Here is a 16,771-nt window from a genome sequence, read left to right as displayed (position 1 = left end):
CCGGCAGGATATTCCTGCCGGGGCAACTGTACAGTTCAATAAACCATTATATGATCAGAAAAGCCCTATTACTTGGAGTTTTGGGCGTGGCTACCCTTCCGGGTTACGCGCAAAAGAAAAAGAAGTCTAAAAAAGACGAAGCGGTTCCGGTAGCAGTAGCGCCGGCTCCATTATTACAGACCAAACTGGATACGATCAGTTATGCGATTGGCCTGGAATTTGGCAGTATGTTGAAAATGCAGGGACTGGACAGCGTTAAAACAGAAGTACTGTCCAAAGCACTGACCGATGCCATGAATAACGGCACCCCTTTGATTACTAAAGAACAAGGCAATATGAGTGTAAGTGATTATTTACAACAGTTAAAAGCGGAAAAAATGCAGAAAAACAAAGTAGCCGGCGAACAGTTCCTGGCGGAAAATAAAACTAAACCAGGTGTGGTTGCGCTGCCAAGCGGCCTGCAATACCAGGTGATCACTGAAGGTACAGGTCCAAAACCTGGCCTCAATGACAAAGTAAAAACACACTACCACGGTACACTGATCGATGGTACTGTATTTGACAGCTCAGTAGAAAGAGGTCAGCCGATCTCCTTCCCTGTCAGCGGTGTTATCAAAGGCTGGACAGAAGCTTTACAGTTAATGCCTGTAGGTTCCAAATGGAAGCTGTTCATTCCTTCTGATCTGGCTTACGGTGAGCGTCAGGCAGGACCAAAAATCGGCCCTAACAGCGCGCTGGTATTCGAAGTAGAACTGATTGCTATTGAGAAATAGTATTCAATTAGGAATTAACAATTAGGAATTAGGAATTGATTGCTGATTGTCTCCAACCAAATAAAAAAGGGAGCGGCTCTTCAGACCTGAAGAGCCGCTCCCTTTTTTATTTATCAGGAACAAAGTATTTCGAATAAATTCCTAATTCTTAATTCCTAATTCCTAATTTTTAAATACTCTGTTGCTTCTCTGCTCCAATAACATAAAATCTGCCAGCGCCATCGCAGCAACCGCTTCCAGTACCACAGGTACTCTCAAAGCAATACACAGGTCATGACGACCTTTCACGCTGAAGTTTTCCACTTCACCACTTTTGATATTCAGCGTATGCTGCTCTTTCGGCGTACTGGAAGTTGGCTTTACCGCTACGCGGAATACCAGCGGATTACCATTGGTAATACCACCCACTACACCGCCGGCATGATTGGTGGCAGTTTTACCGCTGGCGTCCAGAATGGCGTCGTTATGCTCAACACCCTTCATACGTGCAGCTGCGAAACCAGCGCCAAATTCAATACCCTTGATAGCGGGAATGGAGAATACCGCATGTGCGATAGTGGATTCAACAGAATCAAAGAAAGGTTCTCCTAAACCGATAGGCAATCCTTCTACCACGCATTCTACAATACCGCCTACAGAGTCTTTCGCTGCAATCGCAGCTTCCAGGCCCTGCTCTGCATCCGGCAATCCGGCTACCTCTTTCAGTGTTGCTTTTACAGAGATACCAGGACCCAGTATTTTCTTGGCTATTACGCCGGCTGCGACCAGGTTAAGGGTCAGACGGCCACTGAAGTGACCACCGCCGCGATAGTCTTCAAAACCACCGTATTTATGCGTTGCTACAAAGTCCGCATGACCGGGACGAGGAAACTCACGGAGCTTCTCATAATCGGTACTGCGGGTATTGTTGTTTTCGAATAATATTGTGATGGGAGCACCGGTAGTATGGTCATTGAATACGCCGGACTTGATAAAAGGCAGGTCCTCTTCCTTGCGGGGCGTAGTACCTTTCGCACCGGCTTTACGTCTTTCCAGATCAGGCAGGAAATCCTCCTGAGTAAGCGGAATACCGGCAGGAATGCCGTCTATATTCACACCTACGCTGGCGCCATGCGATTCGCCAAATACATTCACCCGGAATAATCTACCAAAGCTGTTCATGCTGTTTGAATATTTTTTACAGTAAGGATATATCCCTTACCGTTATTTTAATGCGTCAGGCTTGCTGTACCCTGCTTTTTTACTATACCGCCGAGCTTCTCCAGATGATCGTAGAATTCAGGGTATGATTTGTTAATGGCTTCTGCATCTTCAACGATAACAGGTGCATCAGCAGTCAAAGCCGCTACTGCGCAAGCCATTGCAATACGGTGGTCATTGTGGGAACTTACAACCGCGCCTTTAATACCGGTGCCGCCATGTACCAGCATTTCATCGCCATGCAGGTCAATTGCGATACCCATTTTACCGAATTCTTCCTGCAGTGTTTTACCACGATCGCTTTCTTTATGCGCGAGTCTGTTCACACCTATAATTTTCGTTGTGCCTTGGCAGTTAGCAGCCAGTGCTACCAGCGGAGGGAACAGATCAGGACAATCAGTTGCGTCGAAATCAAACGCCTGCAGTTGCTGTTTTTCCACAACCACGGTGAATACGCCTGGCAGCAGACCAGCGCCTGCTTTTTCCAGTGCTTCCAGGATTGCTTTATCAGATTGTGCGGATTGTGTATTCAGGTGATGCACTTCCGCTTTACCAGCTACAGCTGCAGCCACCAGCAGGAAAGCAGCACCGCTCCAGTCACCTTCTACTGTGTATTCGCCTGCCTTGTAAGACTGACGCTTACCGAAGTGGAATTGCTCGTATTGCTCTTCTTTTACCTGTACACCAAACTGCTGCATCAGTTGCAGGGTGAGTGCGATGTAAGGTTTGCTTTTCAGATCTTTTACGGTGATGGTCACATCTTCTGCAGCAGCGCCGTATGCCATCAGCAAACCGGTCAGGAACTGTGAACTGAGTGATCCGTCGATCGTAATATTCTTTGGTTGCAAAGGTCCCTGGATGTTCAATGGCAGCCTGCCTTCCCGGGTGCTGCATTTAACATCCAGCTGAGGCAGTACTTCCTGGAAGAAGTCCATCGGACGTACCGTCAGACTACCATGACCATTAATGGTAATGGCTTTTTCAGAAAGCGCTGCTATGGGAGTGAACATACGGATACCCAAACCGGATTCACCACAGTTGATCTCTTCGGATACAGGATGTATACCTTTGCTTGTTATTTCGATATGATCTTCATTACGCTTAATCTCAGCACCCAGTTTTCCCGCTACGTCCAATGCTGCCAGGCAGTCATTGCTCAGACCGGGATTACGGATAATGCTGGTGCCATTGCTCAGTAATGCGGCTGCAACTGCACGTTGCATCGCACTTTTGGAAGGATTGGCGGTCACTGTACCACTGATAGCGCCGGGCGATATTGTTACTTGCATAATTAGTTTGATTTAAAGTTCATCCAGCAATTGCTTCAGTTCTGCAATAGGCACGGGCTGCGTAGTCGCCTTGCCTATCTCTTCGAGCAACACAAAGTGAATCGCATCTTTCTCACGCTTCTTATCCAGTTTGAAGATGTTGAACACTTCTTCTTTATTGGAGGTAAGCGTCACCGGCAACTGGTAATCGTTAATGAGACGGATTAACCTGTTGGTTTGTTCAACAGGCAATCCTTTCAATTTTTCTGAGATCTTGGATGCTGCTACCATACCAATAGCAACAGCCTTCCCATGCGCAATGTTTTCGATTTTTTCTACCGCATGTCCCAGTGTATGACCGAAGTTCAGCCAGCGGCGGGAGCCGGTTTCAAATTCATCCTCCAGTACTACTTTGGTTTTCAGTTCTACAGAACGTTCTACCAGGTATTCCAGGACAGCCACATCGCGCTGCATGGCTTTATCACGGTTTTCTTCCAGGTAGTTGAACAAGCTGGCATCGAGGATGCAGGCATACTTGATGATCTCCGCGAAGCCATTGTGCCATTCTTCTGCCGGCATTGTCAGCGGCAGTGAATAATCAAACAGAATGAACTCCGGCTGGCGGATCGTACCCAGCATGTTCTTATGTTTACCATGGTTGATACCGTTCTTGCCACCAATGGACGCATCCACCTGTGCCAGCAAGGTAGTAGGAACAAAACCAACAGGCATACCCCGCATGTAAATGCTGGCTGCATATCCTGTCAGATCGGTGGTCATGCCGCCGCCAATGCCGATCAGCATGGTCTTACGGTCGGCCTCCAGTTCAATCAGACCGTTGATGATCTGATCGAGGACTTCTCCGCTTTTATGTTCCTCTCCATCCGGGATCACCAGCTTTTTCCAGCCTGGCAGTTTATGTCCGTGGAGTTCATCCACATTTTCATCCAGTACCAGCACGGTACGGGAAGGATCTGCATAATTGCCCAGCTGTAGCAGGCTTTCTCCCAGATAATATTTCGTATTACTATGCTGGAACTGGTAAGATAACGTTCTCATATTTTGTGTTGTGTCTATTTGTCTTCGTTCATCACTCTGTTCTGCCTGTTGATGGATTCCAGGTGTACTGCATCAAAGTATTTCAGGATGAAATCTTTTGTCAGACCCAGTTTCTCACCTTTAGCAATACCGCGTTCCAGGATTTCATTCCAACGGTTCGTCTGCAGGATGGTTACGTTGTTCTCTTTCTTGTACAGACCGATCTTTTCAGCGACTTTCATACGGTTGCCGAGCAGCAGCAGTATTTCATCGTCGATCTGGTTGATCTGACCACGGAGTTTATCCAGTGCAGAGTTGAATTCTTTCTTGTTGGTATGCTCATGGCGCCAGGTGATACCTTCCAAAATTTCTGCCAGTCTTTCAGGAGTAACCTGCTGTTTAGCATCGCTCCATGCTTTGTCAGGATCGATGTGAGATTCCAGCATCAGACCATCGTAATCCAGGTCAACAGCTTCCTGTGCAATTTCCTGCAGGATGTCGCGACGACCGCCGATGTGGCTTGGGTCACAGATGATAGGCAGTTCAGGCATACGACGTTTCATCTCGATTGGCAGGTGCCACATCGGAGCATTACGGTATTCAGTATTACCGTAGCTGGAGAAACCGCGGTGAATCAGACCGATTTTGTTGATGCCGGAGTTACGTACACGTTCTACAGCACCGATCCACAGTTCGAGGTCCGGGTTGATCGGGTTCTTGATCAGTACAGTTGTATCCACACCTTTCAGCGCATCAGCAACTTCCTGTACAGAGAATGGGTTTACAGTGGTACGCGCGCCGATCCACAGGATATCAACGTTGTGTGCCAGTGCTTCTTCTACCTGTTTAGCAGTAGCTACTTCTACCGCCAGTGGAAGACCAGTCAGTTCTTTTGCTTTCTGTAACCATGGTAAACCGGTAACGCCGATACCTTCGAAAGATCCCGGACGGGTACGTGGTTTCCAGATACCAGCACGCAGTACGTCTACTTTACCGGTCTTAGCCAGTCTCAGGGCTGTATCAAGTACTTGTTCTTCGGTTTCTGCACTGCATGGACCGGAAATGATCAGCGGCTTCTTATCTGAAGTCGGATCGGAGAATTTTGTTTTTGCGAGAATCTGTTCCATCGTTTTTGACGCTTTGCAGACCATAGACGATAGTCGTCCATAATCCTGTGATTGTTTGTTTTCTTGTTATAACCCGACTATCGGCTATTTCAATATTTTCCTGATCTTATTTGATTTCTGGATCAGTTTGTAAAAGGTTTCGTAATCTTCACTTTCCAGCAGCTGCTTCATTTGCTGTAACTGATTGATGTGTTCATCCAGTACATCCAGCACGTTGTTGCGGTTATGCTTGAAAATCGGCACCCACATATCCGGGGAGCTTTTTGCCAGCCTTACGGTAGATTCAAAACCACCGCTTGCCAGTTCGAAAATGCGGCCTTGTTCCTTCTCTTTCTCCAGTACTGTTAATGCCAGGGCAAAAGAAGTAATGTGAGAGATGTGTGATACATAGGCTGTGTGCAGATCATGTTCTACACCGTTCATGTATACAAGGCGCATCTGTAATTTCTCTACCAGGTTTTCCACTACTTCCAGCGCATCTTCATCGCTGTTTTTCACATCGCAAAGTACCATGGTCTTTTGTGTGAAAAGGTTTTTGATAGCAGCTTCGGGACCTGAGTACTCCGTGCCGGCCATCGGGTGAGCCGCTACGAAGCGTCCTCTGTTGGGATGACCGGCAACGAGTTGCAGTATCTTTTCTTTTGTAGAACCTACATCCATGATCACATGTTCTGGCCCTGCATGATCCATTACAGTTGGTAATATCTGCAGCAGCGCATCAACCGGTATCGCCAGTATGATCAGCTTTGAACGCAGCATAGCATCTTTCAGGGATGCACCTTCGTCGATGATCTTCAGCTCCTGTGCTTTTACCAGGTTTGCTTCGCTCTGGTCTACCCCTATGATCCAGTTAGCTACACCCTTTTCTTTGAGGGTAATAGCCAGTGAACCTCCGATTAATCCTGTTCCTACTATAGTTGCGATCATGACTGTTACTGCTTAAATTTTGTTTTTATCCTATCCAGCACTTCATCAAACACTTTCTCATCTTTACAGAGACTTACCCTGATATACTCATTGCCATTGCTACCGAAGATACCGCCTGGTGTGATAAAAACCTGTGCCTGGTGGAGGATCGCGTCTGTCAGTGCGAATCCGTCTTTTGCACCGGCAGGGATCTTTGCCCATACGAACAGTCCTACCTGGTCTTTATCGAAAGTGCAGTTCAGCAGTTCCAGCAGTTCAAACACTTTCTTACGCCGCCCTTCATAAATTCCATTGAGTTCAGCGTACCATTCCGGACCTAACTCCAGTGCTTTTACAGCGGCCATTTGCAGGGGCTGGAACATACCGGAGTCCATATTACTTTTGAAACGCAGTACCTCGTTGATCCATTCCTGTTTGCCTACCAGCATACCTACGCGCCAGCCGGCCATATTGGATGATTTACTGAGAGAGTTCAGTTCCAGTACCACCTCTCTTGCACCCGGTGTTTGCAGCAAACTCTGTGGTTGTTTGTTCAGGATAAAGCTATATGGATTATCGTGACAAATTAAGATATTATGCTGTTGTGCGAATGCGATCAGTTTTTTCGCAAATGCCTCATTGAAGCGGGCGCCTGTTGGCATATGCGGATAGTTCACCCACATCAGTTTTACTTTACTCAGGTCTCTTTTCGCCAGTGCATCCAGATCAGGCAGCCATCCGTTCTTTTCTTCCAGATCGTAGTCTACTACGGTAGCGCCGCTCAGGTTCACAGCAGAGCGATAGGTCGGGTAACCGGGATTAGGCACCAGGGCTTCATCTCCTTCCTGCAGGTAGGTCATACAGATGTGCATGATACCTTCTTTGGATCCGATCAGCGGCAGCACTTCCTTCTCAGGATCCAGGGATACGCCGTAGAAGCGTTGGTACCAGTCGGCCATCGCTTTACGAAGTGCCGGGATACCTTTATAGCCCTGGTATGCGTGTGTGTCAGGCTTTTGTGCATATTCATGCAGAGCGGAAATAACGGAAGGATGCGGCGGCAGGTCCGGGCTACCGATACCAAGGTTAATCACCTTAGCGCCTGCTTTATTCATCTCGTCTATTTCCCTGAGCTTTTTGGAGAAGTAATATTCTTCCGTCTGCTGCAGCCTTTTTGCTACCTGTAAGTTCATAATGCTTTGTTTTCCGCGTCCTGATGTATGTGATTAATGTGTGTTTCCCTTCTGATAGATACCTAATACCTTGAGATCTTCTGTCAGCGGCTGAATTTTGCTGATGCTTTTTTCAAAGTGGCTCAGGTTCTCAAATTCGAAATCCGCGTGGAAGTAATAGTTCCATTCTTTAGCAGGCATTGGGAAGGACTGTATTTTACTCAGGTTGATCCCTGCCTGTGCGACCTGTGTCAGCACCTTTGCCAGACTTCCGCGCTCGTGAGAGGTCTGGAAGTAAACGGAGGCTTTATTGGCATCCGGCGCTGGTGTTACTCCGTTGGGAGAAATAACCAGGAAGCGGGTATAGTTGTTTTTGATGGTATGGATATTCGGTGCGATGATTTCCAGACCATATATATCAGCGGCCAGTTTACCGGCGATGGCTGCGGTGCTTTTCAGTTTCTTCTGCGCAACGTGTTTGGCACTGAGCGCAGTATCTTCTGTTTCCACCAGTTTCATATGCGGATGCTTTTCCAGGAACTCTGTACACTGGAGCAGCGCCATATGATGTGAATGTACTTCGCGTATATCTTCCAGGGTTTGGCCCGGCAACACCATCAGGTGTTGTCTGATATGCAGGTAAACCTCACCGATTACGTGCAGACCTGAGTTTTTTAGCAGCGAATAGTTTGGCAGAATGCTGCCGGCGATGGAGTTTTCGATGGCCATCACACCAGCGTCTGCATCTTTCTGTTTACTTACTTTCTTAACGAGTTCCGGAAAGGATGCGCAACATTCTATCTCTATTCCCTTACCATAATAAGCCTCTGCTGCTATCTGATGAAAACATCCTTCAAAACCCTGGATCGCGATACGCATTTTTTAATGTTTGGTTTGAATTTGTAGTTGCTGTAGCAACTACCGTATAAAATGAAAAAGGGCCCCGGTGGAGCCGGGACCCTTTTTATTTGCAGTTATTTTATTCGTGCATTTTTTACAAAAGAGTCCCGGCCTTTACGACGTAAAAGAAGTAAAAGAAAAAGTAAAAGAAATAAAGGCTGAAACGGCGTAACATAAATGCGCTATTGACTTTGTTGGAAAAAAAGAAGGCCTCCCGTTCGGGAGGCCTTTGCTAGTTTCTTTTATATTCGAGTACTACAAACGACCTCCCTATTTCTGGTACCAGAAATAATAGAAACCAAAAAAGTAACCAAAGGTTGTTTGCTGTATCATATTTGCTTAATTGCCTGACAAAAATACATCACGATTTGAATTGTCCAAGCGTCTTTGTCAAAAATTACATTATTTCTAATAAATGACGTTATTTTCGACATTCTATTCAAAAACAAGGCTAAACGAAGGCGCTTGGCGAAAAAAAAACCGCCCCGTCAGAGACGGAGCGGTTATATAAAAGCCTTTATTTGCTTACCAGGTGATTAGTGTGCAGCTTTAGCTGAATCAACGGTAGCTTTAGCTGAATCTACAACAGCAGAAGCAGAATCAACGGTAGCAGCAGCTGAATCAACAGTTGCAGCAGCTGAATCGATAGAAGCTGCAGCAGCAGTAGTATCTTCTGTAGAAGCAGAACCACCATTACCGCAAGAAGCTACGAATACACCCAGAGCTAAAGCGAAGAAACCGATTTTCAGAGCATTTTTCATTTTGACTATGTTTTAGGTTTTTGAAATATTATTTACTCTTTATACCGGGTTTGAAAAAAGGTAACCCACTTTTTTTTAAAAAAATTTTTTACCCCCTTTTTCCTTCATTTTCAGGTTCCGGCAAGGTATTTTCATATATAGGCACCAAACCATATATGAATCAGGGTCGGGAATCCCCCTTAAAAAGACAAGTGTTCTGCCCGATTTGGGATTTGGAATTTTTTTCTGCTACTTTGGGTTACCAAAGCCATTTAATCGTATTAATAAGTGAAGCATAATCAGAACATAGAACGGGATCGGGAATTACTACTGGGATTAACCAGGAATGACGACAGAGCGCTGGCGACCATCTATACGGAGAATTATCCTTCTATATTAAGAATGGTTTTACAGTATAAAGGGTCTGAAGATGACGCTAAAGATCTTTTCCAGGAGGCTATGATCGTTTTATACGAAAAAGCCCAGAAAGGAGAATTTGACCTTTATAGCAAACTGAAAACATACCTGTATGCAGTTTGCCGTCACATGTGGTTGAAACGGTTACAAACGGGAAGCTGGCAACTGCCCCTCCCCGAAGAACTGGAAGAGGTACTACCCGCCGATGACACAAACGGCATCGCCGAGCACGAAGAGAAAGACCAGCAGTTCAGAATCATGGAAAAGGCAATGGGCAGCATGGGGGAACCCTGCAGAACCATCCTTGAAGATTATTATGTCAGGAAACTCTCGATGCAGGACATTGCTGAGAAATTCGGTTACACGAACTCAGAAAATGCCAAGAATCAGAAGTATAAATGCCTGATGCGACTCAAGAAACTATTTTTCGAACAATATAAATCTTAGGACCTGACAGGTGTAACACCTGACAGATCTGCAAAAGCGGTTACAGGGATGAACGAATTTTCATTGATACGTGATATTGAACGCTACCTGGAGGGCGAAATGAACGAGCAGGAAAAAACTGCCTTCGAAGCGCTCCGCCAGTCCGACCCGGCGGTCAATGAGCAGGTGCTGGCACATCAGCAGCTCATTACACAGCTGGCGTATTTTGGACGCAGGTCAGCGTTGCAGGAAAAAATGGATAAGATCCATGCTGGTCTGGCTAATAAACATGTATCAATTGCACCTTCGTCAACGCCGGAACCAAAGAAAGTATTCTCCATCAGCAGAAGATTGCTCCTCAACATGGCTGCAGCAGCCGGTATTGCCCTGCTGACCTCTGTGTCTACCATTGCATTTATGCAAAGAGCGAGCAGACAAAAGACTACTGCCGAATACGAGGACGTAAGACGTGTACTGAATCACATTCAGCGCTCCCAGAACGCCCTTATTAATGATATTAACAGCTCCAAAAAAGCACCTGCCAACCCCGGCACTTATGGTGGCACCGGGTTTGCCGTATCTAATAACGGTTATGTAGTGACTAACTACCACGTCATTGCAGGGGCTGACTCTATTTATATACAGAATACCAAAGGAGAAGCCTTTAAAGCAGCCAGCGTATTTGAGGATATTACCGCCGATCTGGCCATCCTCAAAATCACAGACTCTACCTTTAAAGGTCAGCCACTGCCTTACTCTCTGAAACCACAGCGCGCCATGCGTGGTGAACAGGTCTTTACCCTGGGTTACCCAAGAGATGAGATCGTTTACGGAGAAGGTTACATCAGCGCTCAGACCGGCTTCAACGGTGACAGCGCCGCCTACCAGGTGTCTATCCCGGTTAACCCCGGTAACAGCGGTGCTCCGCTGATGGACAACAAAGGTGACGTAGTAGGTATCGTAACCGGCAAACAGACGACTGCTGACGGCATCGCCTTCGCGGTAAAATCAGCACACCTGAAAAGACTGCTGGAACAAATGCCCAAAGACAAACTGCCTAAAAAAGAATGGAACCATAAAAACAATAAACTCGAAGGACTGAGCCGCGTAGAGCAGGTGAAGAAACTGGAAGACTTTGTTTACATGGTGAAAGTCTATAATTGATAAGATATTTTTCTATTGGCCTCTGCATGCAAACGGCCACTCTGGAAACAGGGTGGCCGTTACTAATTCAATTAAGAATTAGGAATTAACAATTAAGAATTTGAGGCAAATGGCTTATAATAAAGTAAAAGGGAGTGGCTCTTTCAGTTTGAAGAGCCGCTCCCTTTTTACTTCATTATTTTTTTGATCAGGAGTAAGACGTTTTGAGTTAATTCCTAATTCTTAATTCTTAATTCTTAATTCTTAATTCTTAATTCTTAATTCTTAATTCCTAATTCCTAATTCCTAATTCTTTTTCCATGCCTTGTATTTATCCGTAATCCAATAGATCAGGTCTTCCTGCGGCATCGTTCTCAGCATATTATGGTCAGGATGGTTGTCCCGCATAAACAACTGTAAAGAATCGCCCTTCAGGCTGGTCACTTTGCTCACAAAGGCCGCCGTATACCTGGAATCTATGTAGCGCTCCTGCTCCGCCTTCGCAAAAATCTTCTTAAACTCACGTTTTTGTTTCTCTTTTCTGGAATACCGGGTAAAAGGACTAAAGACAATCCCCGCTCCTACCGGCGTATTCCCACCAGCCAGTGGCATATCCTTCTTATCCAGGATATAACCAAACTGCTCCCTTCGGGAAATGGAGTCCGCCTGATATGGACTATACTGTGCACCGACGTTTACCCCATGCAATTGACGGGCTTCGACCACGAGAGAAACATTCCGGGTTTCCGTACCGCTGGCTTGTATAACAACGAGGCTATCGGACTTATACCCCAGAAAGGAGAATACAATGACGTCCTTCGGACTGGCAGAGATCTTATAAAAACCTCCCTTGTCTGAATAGGAACGCCGGCCCGTGCTCTTGTTGGTTACGCTTGCATACGGAAGGACAAGCTTGTTTTCCTTGTCCATAATAGTTCCCGTCACTGTTACCTGCGCCTGTACCTTTACAGCCAGCAGGCTGCAGCAGCAGAACAGGAATAATATTCCGGTAATGAGTCTTTTCATGTAGCTGATGAGTTATTCTACAAGCAATATCCTAAAAAAATAACGAAAAAAACCTCTCAGTATTTGAGAGGTTTCGCATGATATTTAAAAAAATAGACTCATCTTGACCCCCTTATGATCTGAAGGAGGATGGCTACGATCGCAATTACCAGGAGGATGTGGATCAGCCCACCTGCGGAATAAACGAAGAAACCTAACAACCAGCCTATAATGAGTATTACAGCTATGATATATAACAGACTTCCCATTTTACGCAGATTTTAAGAGTTTAATAATTTCATCACGTGACTTGCCTAATTTCTGCTGGAGTTTTCCAATCAAACGATCTTCCTGACCTTCTTCATACAGCAGATCATCGTCTGTGAGATCAGCATACTGCTGCTTAATACGGCCCTTAAGCTCATTCCATTTGCCCTTGATTTCTAAAGTATCCATAACATATCTTTTTTGGGTGAACAATACAGGTAAAGTTCCAAAGACTATGCCAAGGGAGACTTTTTTCTACCAGGCAGCGGCAGATATACCCGTACTAAAAGTCCTGCTTTCGCCCGCTGGTAGTACAATCAGCTCCATACCATTATTAAAGGCATTGGATGGCCCTGTCAGGTTCTCAATCGCAATACTCCTGCGGTGTGGCGGGATATATAGCTGCAATACAGGATAGCTGCCATCCGGGTAAAAAGTGATCGCAATATGTTTTAAAGGGTCTCTCAGCGTGCAGGAAGAAGCATGTTGGTCGAAGTTCAGCAGAAAGGAGTTATCCAGCGGAATACCTTCCAGCGGAGAAGATTCCAGAAACCTGTCATAAGGCAGTACCTTACCTGTTGGAATCAGCTGCGCATTAAATTCCACTATCTGTTCCGATGCGAACTGCAATTCCATGTCATCCATAGGCGTACCAGTTGTGAAATAAGGATGCCAGCCGTCCATCAGCGGTATAGCGGTCGATGCACGATTACTAATGGTAGTACTTATCTGCAGGCGGATGTCTGGTTGTAAACTATAAGTCACTTCACAATCATACGGGAACGGATATCCTTTATCTTCTCCTTTATACTGATAACGCAATGTAGCTACCGCGTTTCTTTCGTTCGCCTGCAACTGCACTATTTCAAACGCTACATCGTATAATAAACCATGGATCCAGCTGCCGGGAGCAATTGTCTTCTCAATGACATATTCCTTTCCCTCCCATTCATAGCGGCCATCGGGAATACGACAGGCAAAAGGGCTTAGCTTCGCGCCCTTAAAGTACTCCGCGTTATTCGTCTGATAGTCCTGCAGACTGCTATACCCGTCAATAATGTTCAGTTCTTCTGCACCATGTGGTATCCTGAAAGCATGTAACATGGCACTATGCGCAGGAATAATCTCCACCTGTATATCATTGAGATCGTCTTTTAACGCAATGATATCAAAACCGTCTTTATGAAATTGTTCTATGGAAAACATGTGTTATGGTCTGTTTAACAAGCCTTATATGGTAAGTTACAACAAACTTTATTTTAATGGCCGCTACTGACAGCAGCTAATTCAATTAAGAATTAAGAATTAACAATTAAGAATTGAGCGTAACAGCCTTCAATAAGATTAAAAGGGAGCAGCTCTTACAATCTGAAGAACTGCTCCCTTTTTGCTTTATTATAAACAGGAATAAGACATTTCGAATTAATTCTTAATTCTTAATTCTTAATTCTTAATTCTTAATTCTTAATTCTTAATTCCTAATTAATCGATCAGATATACTGATTGATGATATTCTCCAGCCATTCCTGTTTACCGCTGATATGCTTAGGCTCGCCATTGCTTACGGCAAAGCTGCGCAGATCTTCCAGTGTCAGGGTACCAGCTTCGAAATCTTTACCCTTACCGCTGTCGAATGAAGCGTAACGGTCTTTGCGGAACTGTTTGTATGGAGACTGTTCCAGCACTTTTTCTGCGATAACGGCGGCACGTGCAAAGGAATCAATACCACCGATATGTGCATGGAAGATGTCTTCCAGGTCAGTTGAGTTACGGCGTGTTTTCGCATCGAAGTTCACACCACCGCCGGAGAAGCCGCCAGCTTCCAGGATCACCAGCATGAACTCAACCATGTCGTTCAGGTTCATCGGGAACTGGTCAGTATCCCAGCCGTTCTGTGCATCACCACGGTTTGCGTCGATACTGCCCAGCATACCTGCATCGGCAGCAACCTGCAGTTCGTGCTGGAAGGTATGACCTGCCAGGGTTGCGTGGTTTACCTCCAGGTTCAATTTGAAGTCTTTATCCAGTCCGAAATGACGCAGGAAGCCGATTACGGTCGCAGCATCATAATCGTACTGATGTTTGGTAGGTTCGCAAGGCTTAGGTTCGATGAAGAAGGTACCTGTAAAGCCCTGTTTACGCGCGTAATCTTTTGCCATTGTCAGGAAGCGGGCCAGGTGTTCCTGTTCACGCTTCATGTCGGTGTTCAGGAGGGTCATGTAACCTTCACGGCCGCCCCAGAATACGTAGTTTTCACCACCCAGTGCGATCGTTGCATCCAGGGAGTTTTTCACCTGGGTACCTGCATAGGCAACAGCAGCGAAGTCCGGATTGGTAGCAGCACCATTCATGTAACGCGGATTGCTGAACACATTCGCAGTACCCCACAGCAGTTTTACACCGCTGGCTTTTTGTTTTTCTTTTGCATACTCCACGATCTGCTGCATACGGCTTTCGTACTCGCTGATCGATGCGCCTTCATCTACCAGATCCACATCGTGGAAGCAGTAGTAAGGAACACCCAGTTTGGTGAAGAATTCGAATGCAGCATCCATTTTATCTTTCGCACTCTGCACTGCATCAGTGGCAGTTAACCAGGGGAAAGCCTTGGTGCCCGGACCGAACGGATCTCCGCCGGTACCACAGAAGGTGTGCCAGTAGGAGACTGCAAAACGAAACAGTTCCTTCATGGTTTTACCACCGATCTTTCTGTTCTCGTCATACCATTTGTAGGCAAACGGATTTGTTGACTGAGGTCCTTCATAGGCGATTTTACCAATGCCTTTGAAGTACTCCTGATTCCCTAAAGTAATACTCATTGTCTTTCTTTTTTTGAACCAATACGTGTGTGTATGTAATGTGTAACTGCTAACGTGTAATTCAGTTACTTAATAATGCGCTGTAAGCCTTGCAGCCACTGGTCGTAGATACCGGCGTACTGTTGTTGCAATGGGGCATCCGGCTCTATGGTAGCCAGGCATTCCATGCCGCGGAATGCGTCCTGTTCACTATAAAGTCCGGCCCCTATTCCGGCAGCCCTGGCCGCTCCCTGTGCACCGTCTGTATTATACAGTTCGATCACTACATTCGCGGTGTTGGCAAATACTTCACGGAAAAGAGGACTAAGGAACATGTTGGCCTGTCCTGCCCTTACGCGCTGAATTTTCAGACCCATATCGGTCATGATATCCATACCATATTTCAGGGCAAACACGATGCCTTCCTGTGCTGCGCGTAACAGGTGTTCGCGGCTGTGTATATTGAAGTTGAGACCATTGAATACGGCTCCTGTTTCCTTATTGCTCAGGATGCGTTCTGCTCCGTTACCAAAAGGATAGATCTGTAATCCACGGGAACCGGCCGGCGCTTTGCCTGCCAGTGTATTCATTTCATTATAGTCGAGGTTGCCGGTGGCCTGTCTTAACCAGCTGTTCAGAATACCTGTACCATTGAGGCACATCAGTACACCGTTGCGTGGATCTTCTTTTGAGTCATTCACATGCACGAAGGTATTCACACGGCTTTCTTCATCAAAAGCGATGTGATCGTGTACAGCGTAGACTACACCGGAAGTACCTGCTGTAGTAGCGGCTTCGCCGGGCTTCAGTACATTGAGCGAGAAAGCGTTGTTAGGCTGATCACCTGCGCGGTAAGTAACCGGTGTACCGGCTGCTATTCCCAAAAGGGCCGCTGCCTGTGCGCTTACTTTTCCCTGCAGACCGAATGTCGGTACGATCGCCGACAACAGCTTTTCATCAATATTATAGTGTTTTAACAATACAGGAGAGACCTGCCGGCCGCTGAAGTCCCAGAATATACCTTCTGACAGGCCAGAGATGGTAGTAGCCGCTTCACCGGTGAGCCGCATCGCGATAAAGTCGCCGGGCAGCATCACTTTGTGGATACGGTTGTAGATCTCTGGTTCATGTTGTTGCACCCAGCGCAGCTTGGAGGCTGTAAAGTTACCGGGTGAGTTCAGCAGGTATTGTAAGGACCAGTTATGTCCCAGGCTATTGAAAGCCTCATTCCCTATTTCAACGGCACGACTGTCGCACCAGATGATAGAAGGACGCAGCACCTGCTGGTCTTTATCCACACATACCAGACCATGCATCTGGTAGGCGATTCCTATACCGGCAACAGCACTCCCGTCAAAGGGGTGCTGTTGCTGTAGTTTTTTTGTAGCATGCTGAACCTCCTGCCACCACATTTCCGGGTCTTGTTCTGCCCATCCGGCTACAGGCGCCAGCATAGGCATTTCCTGTGCAGGACTGATCGCTGTGGCCAGACATTTCCCCGTTTCCACATCCAGCAGTGCCGCTTTCACAGAGGAGGAACCGATATCGTATCCAATCGTATATCTCATAGTGCAATCTTCTTCGTTTCTTG

At 46.3% G+C, this 16,771-nt stretch carries 17 protein-coding genes; 3 read left to right on the top strand and 14 right to left on the bottom strand.

The genetic code is table 11. The annotated features are described in order from the left end of the window. The first annotated feature begins 50 nt into the window (after positions 1 to 50). On the top strand, positions 51 to 773 hold the full coding sequence (locus tag CPIN_RS09760; protein WP_012789616.1) for an FKBP-type peptidyl-prolyl cis-trans isomerase: 723 nt from the start codon (positions 51 to 53) through the stop codon (positions 771 to 773). Between the two features lie 162 nt (positions 774 to 935). On the opposite strand, the gene CPIN_RS09755 is transcribed toward CPIN_RS09760, so the two are convergent. The 8 genes from CPIN_RS09755 to CPIN_RS09720 form a co-directional block, all read right to left on the bottom strand. Then, a complete protein-coding gene (locus CPIN_RS09755; protein ID WP_012789615.1) occupies positions 936 to 1,934 on the bottom strand; it encodes a chorismate synthase in 999 nt (332 codons plus the stop codon). Positions 1,935 to 1,981: 47 nt separating this feature from the next. Then, on the bottom strand, positions 1,982 to 3,262 hold the full coding sequence (aroA, locus tag CPIN_RS09750; protein ID WP_012789614.1) for a 3-phosphoshikimate 1-carboxyvinyltransferase: 1,281 nt from the start codon (positions 3,260 to 3,262) through the stop codon (positions 1,982 to 1,984). Positions 3,263 to 3,274: 12 nt separating this feature from the next. Then, positions 3,275 to 4,300, bottom strand: coding sequence for a 3-dehydroquinate synthase (aroB, locus tag CPIN_RS09745; protein WP_012789613.1), 1,026 nt, complete (start codon positions 4,298 to 4,300; stop codon positions 3,275 to 3,277). A gap of 14 nt (positions 4,301 to 4,314) precedes the next feature. Further along, a complete protein-coding gene (locus CPIN_RS09740; protein ID WP_012789612.1) occupies positions 4,315 to 5,406 on the bottom strand; it encodes a chorismate mutase in 1,092 nt (363 codons plus the stop codon). Between the two features lie 84 nt (positions 5,407 to 5,490). Then, positions 5,491 to 6,333, bottom strand: a complete 843-nt coding sequence (locus CPIN_RS09735) for a prephenate dehydrogenase (protein WP_012789611.1) — start codon at positions 6,331 to 6,333, stop codon at positions 5,491 to 5,493. 5 nt (positions 6,334 to 6,338) lie between these two features. Further along, complete coding sequence (locus CPIN_RS09730; RefSeq protein WP_012789610.1) at positions 6,339 to 7,505, bottom strand: pyridoxal phosphate-dependent aminotransferase; 1,167 nt, start codon at positions 7,503 to 7,505, stop codon at positions 6,339 to 6,341. A 33-nt stretch (positions 7,506 to 7,538) separates the two neighbouring features. Next, positions 7,539 to 8,363, bottom strand: a complete 825-nt coding sequence (locus CPIN_RS09725) for a prephenate dehydratase (RefSeq protein ID WP_012789609.1) — start codon at positions 8,361 to 8,363, stop codon at positions 7,539 to 7,541. 557 nt (positions 8,364 to 8,920) lie between these two features. Next, complete coding sequence (locus CPIN_RS09720; protein WP_012789608.1) at positions 8,921 to 9,145, bottom strand: hypothetical protein; 225 nt, start codon at positions 9,143 to 9,145, stop codon at positions 8,921 to 8,923. 267 nt (positions 9,146 to 9,412) lie between these two features. Between CPIN_RS09720 and CPIN_RS09715 the strand changes: the two genes are divergently transcribed. Together CPIN_RS09715 and CPIN_RS09710 are read left to right on the top strand one after the other, a co-directional pair. Beyond that, positions 9,413 to 9,988 carry an RNA polymerase sigma factor gene (locus CPIN_RS09715; RefSeq protein ID WP_012789607.1) on the top strand — a complete coding sequence of 192 codons (576 nt, stop codon included), beginning with the start codon at positions 9,413 to 9,415 and terminating at the stop codon, positions 9,986 to 9,988. 48 nt (positions 9,989 to 10,036) lie between these two features. Then, positions 10,037 to 11,131, top strand: coding sequence for a S1C family serine protease (locus CPIN_RS09710; RefSeq protein ID WP_012789606.1), 1,095 nt, complete (start codon positions 10,037 to 10,039; stop codon positions 11,129 to 11,131). Positions 11,132 to 11,416: 285 nt separating this feature from the next. Here CPIN_RS09710 and CPIN_RS09705 read toward each other — a convergent pair whose 3' ends face one another. The 6 genes from CPIN_RS09705 to CPIN_RS09685 form a co-directional block, all read right to left on the bottom strand. Next, positions 11,417 to 12,136 carry a carboxypeptidase-like regulatory domain-containing protein gene (locus tag CPIN_RS09705; RefSeq protein WP_012789605.1) on the bottom strand — a complete coding sequence of 240 codons (720 nt, stop codon included), beginning with the start codon at positions 12,134 to 12,136 and terminating at the stop codon, positions 11,417 to 11,419. Positions 12,137 to 12,234: 98 nt separating this feature from the next. Continuing rightward, positions 12,235 to 12,384, bottom strand: coding sequence for a lmo0937 family membrane protein (locus CPIN_RS38605; protein ID WP_012789604.1), 150 nt, complete (start codon positions 12,382 to 12,384; stop codon positions 12,235 to 12,237). 1 nt (position 12,385) lies between these two features. Next, positions 12,386 to 12,571, bottom strand: a complete 186-nt coding sequence (locus tag CPIN_RS09700; RefSeq protein ID WP_012789603.1) for a CsbD family protein — start codon at positions 12,569 to 12,571, stop codon at positions 12,386 to 12,388. A 66-nt stretch (positions 12,572 to 12,637) separates the two neighbouring features. After that, positions 12,638 to 13,588, bottom strand: coding sequence for an aldose 1-epimerase (locus CPIN_RS09695; protein ID WP_012789602.1), 951 nt, complete (start codon positions 13,586 to 13,588; stop codon positions 12,638 to 12,640). Between the two features lie 284 nt (positions 13,589 to 13,872). Next, positions 13,873 to 15,201, bottom strand: a complete 1,329-nt coding sequence (xylA, locus tag CPIN_RS09690; RefSeq protein WP_012789601.1) for a xylose isomerase — start codon at positions 15,199 to 15,201, stop codon at positions 13,873 to 13,875. A gap of 65 nt (positions 15,202 to 15,266) precedes the next feature. Beyond that, positions 15,267 to 16,748 (bottom strand): xylulokinase, encoded by a 1,482-nt coding sequence (locus CPIN_RS09685; RefSeq protein WP_012789600.1) that lies wholly within the window; start codon positions 16,746 to 16,748, stop codon positions 15,267 to 15,269. Positions 16,749 to 16,771: the final 23 nt, after the last annotated feature.

Source organism: Chitinophaga pinensis DSM 2588, assembly GCF_000024005.1.
GTDB lineage: Bacteria > Bacteroidota > Bacteroidia > Chitinophagales > Chitinophagaceae > Chitinophaga > Chitinophaga pinensis.
The sequence above is the reverse complement of the archived record's forward strand: the minus strand, read 5'-3'. Positions and strand labels throughout refer to the sequence as shown.

Excerpts from the sequence above, each read along its gene's own strand:
- CPIN_RS09720 (WP_012789608.1), bottom strand. The coding sequence starts at position 9,145 with ATGAAAAATGCTCTGAAAATCGGTTTCTTCGCTTTAGCTCTGGGTGTA.
- CPIN_RS09725 (WP_012789609.1), bottom strand. The coding sequence starts at position 8,363 with ATGCGTATCGCGATCCAGGGTTTTGAAGGATGTTTTCATCAGATAGCA.
- CPIN_RS09730 (WP_012789610.1), bottom strand. The coding sequence starts at position 7,505 with ATGAACTTACAGGTAGCAAAAAGGCTGCAGCAGACGGAAGAATATTAC.
- CPIN_RS09700 (WP_012789603.1), bottom strand. The coding sequence starts at position 12,571 with ATGGATACTTTAGAAATCAAGGGCAAATGGAATGAGCTTAAGGGCCGT.
- aroB (WP_012789613.1), bottom strand. The coding sequence starts at position 4,300 with ATGAGAACGTTATCTTACCAGTTCCAGCATAGTAATACGAAATATTAT.
- CPIN_RS09710 (WP_012789606.1), top strand. The coding sequence starts at position 10,037 with ATGAACGAATTTTCATTGATACGTGATATTGAACGCTACCTGGAGGGC.
- CPIN_RS09705 (WP_012789605.1), bottom strand. The coding sequence starts at position 12,136 with ATGAAAAGACTCATTACCGGAATATTATTCCTGTTCTGCTGCTGCAGC.
- CPIN_RS09740 (WP_012789612.1), bottom strand. The coding sequence starts at position 5,406 with ATGGAACAGATTCTCGCAAAAACAAAATTCTCCGATCCGACTTCAGAT.
- xylA (WP_012789601.1), bottom strand. The coding sequence starts at position 15,201 with ATGAGTATTACTTTAGGGAATCAGGAGTACTTCAAAGGCATTGGTAAA.
- CPIN_RS09735 (WP_012789611.1), bottom strand. The coding sequence starts at position 6,333 with ATGATCGCAACTATAGTAGGAACAGGATTAATCGGAGGTTCACTGGCT.
- aroA (WP_012789614.1), bottom strand. The coding sequence starts at position 3,262 with ATGCAAGTAACAATATCGCCCGGCGCTATCAGTGGTACAGTGACCGCC.
- CPIN_RS38605 (WP_012789604.1), bottom strand. The coding sequence starts at position 12,384 with ATGGGAAGTCTGTTATATATCATAGCTGTAATACTCATTATAGGCTGG.
- CPIN_RS09685 (WP_012789600.1), bottom strand. The coding sequence starts at position 16,748 with ATGAGATATACGATTGGATACGATATCGGTTCCTCCTCTGTGAAAGCG.
- CPIN_RS09695 (WP_012789602.1), bottom strand. The coding sequence starts at position 13,588 with ATGTTTTCCATAGAACAATTTCATAAAGACGGTTTTGATATCATTGCG.
- CPIN_RS09755 (WP_012789615.1), bottom strand. The coding sequence starts at position 1,934 with ATGAACAGCTTTGGTAGATTATTCCGGGTGAATGTATTTGGCGAATCG.
- CPIN_RS09760 (WP_012789616.1), top strand. The coding sequence starts at position 51 with ATGATCAGAAAAGCCCTATTACTTGGAGTTTTGGGCGTGGCTACCCTT.